This is a genomic window from Clostridium liquoris, from assembly GCF_002995785.1.
Lineage (GTDB): Bacteria > Bacillota > Clostridia > Clostridiales > Clostridiaceae > Clostridium_AO > Clostridium_AO liquoris.
This window is the reverse complement of sequence record NZ_PVXO01000029.1, coordinates 1-584: the sequence shown is the minus strand read 5'-3', so window position 1 is coordinate 584 and position 584 is coordinate 1. Positions and strand designations below refer to the sequence as shown.

Genomic DNA, 584 nt, shown 5'->3' with positions numbered 1-584 from the left:
AACACCCGAAGTCCGTGAGGTAACCGTAAGGAGCCAGCGGCCGAAGGTGGGGTTAATAATTGGGGTGAAGTCGTAACAAGGTAGCCGTAGGAGAACCTGCGGCTGGATCACCTCCTTTCTAAGGAGTTAAAAAGCCTTAGATGGCTTTTTAAGCCTAAATGATTATCTCATAATCATTTAGGCCGAGCAGACAAAGAAGGTAATTCTTCTTTGAAGGTTTCATTCTCTGTTTAATTTTGAGAGACCATTCTCTCAAATTGTTCTTTGAAAATTGCACAAAGTAAAAGTAAAGTAAAGTAAAGTAAAGCAAAGGTTAAGAAACTAAACCTTTTGTAGAAACACTAAAAAATTACTAGAAACTAGCAGTGCGAGGCATAAAGTGAGCGAGGAGCAGAGTTTAGCGGAAGCTAAATGAGCACCGCAGGGAGCTTTATAACGAAGCAATGCGACGTTTATAGGAATTTTTAAAAATTATTAGAAGCGAGTAGTACAAGGAAGTAAATGAAGTGAGGAGCAGAGTTTAGCGATAGCTAAATGAGCACCGCAGCGAATTTGCTGACGCAGTAATACGAAGCTTATAAGAA

1 rRNA gene is annotated in these 584 nt (G+C 39.9%); it reads left to right on the top strand.

What is annotated here, in order from left to right:
• Positions 1-118: ribosomal RNA gene (locus tag CLLI_RS04960) — 16S ribosomal RNA — on the top strand; the annotation flags it as partial.
• Positions 119-584 lie beyond the last annotated feature (466 nt).